1 protein-coding gene is annotated in these 324 nt (G+C 66.7%); it reads right to left on the reverse strand.

What is annotated here, in order from left to right; genetic code table 11:
• A partial coding sequence (locus tag EU800_RS27155; protein WP_207210032.1) for a DUF5801 repeats-in-toxin domain-containing protein occupies nucleotides 1-324 on the reverse strand: 324 nt, incomplete at both ends.

Below are 324 nucleotides of genomic sequence, written 5' to 3' on the forward strand. Positions count from 1 at the left end.
CGGTCGCCGAGGAGCCGATCACGACGCCGCCGACCAGGTTGAGCACCACGCTCTCGTTGGTCAGCGTGTCGACCAGCCCGGAATCGACGTCGGGCCCGCCGACCACGTTCAGCGCATAGGTCACCGCATCGTCGTCCTCGACGTCGTTGTCGTCGGCATCCTTGAAGCCGTCATTGCCGAAGACCGGCGCGAACACTGTCGAGAAGTCGGCGGAATCATCCGTCGTGAAGTCGGACTCGTCCACCGTCAGGCTCGGCGCCGCGGACTGCGTGCCGAAGGACGGCGCGTCATCCTCGAGGTTCAGCGCGCCGGTGATGTCGACCG

Origin of the sequence: Tropicimonas sp. IMCC6043 (assembly GCF_004146235.1) — a bacterium.
Lineage (GTDB): Bacteria > Pseudomonadota > Alphaproteobacteria > Rhodobacterales > Rhodobacteraceae > Tropicimonas.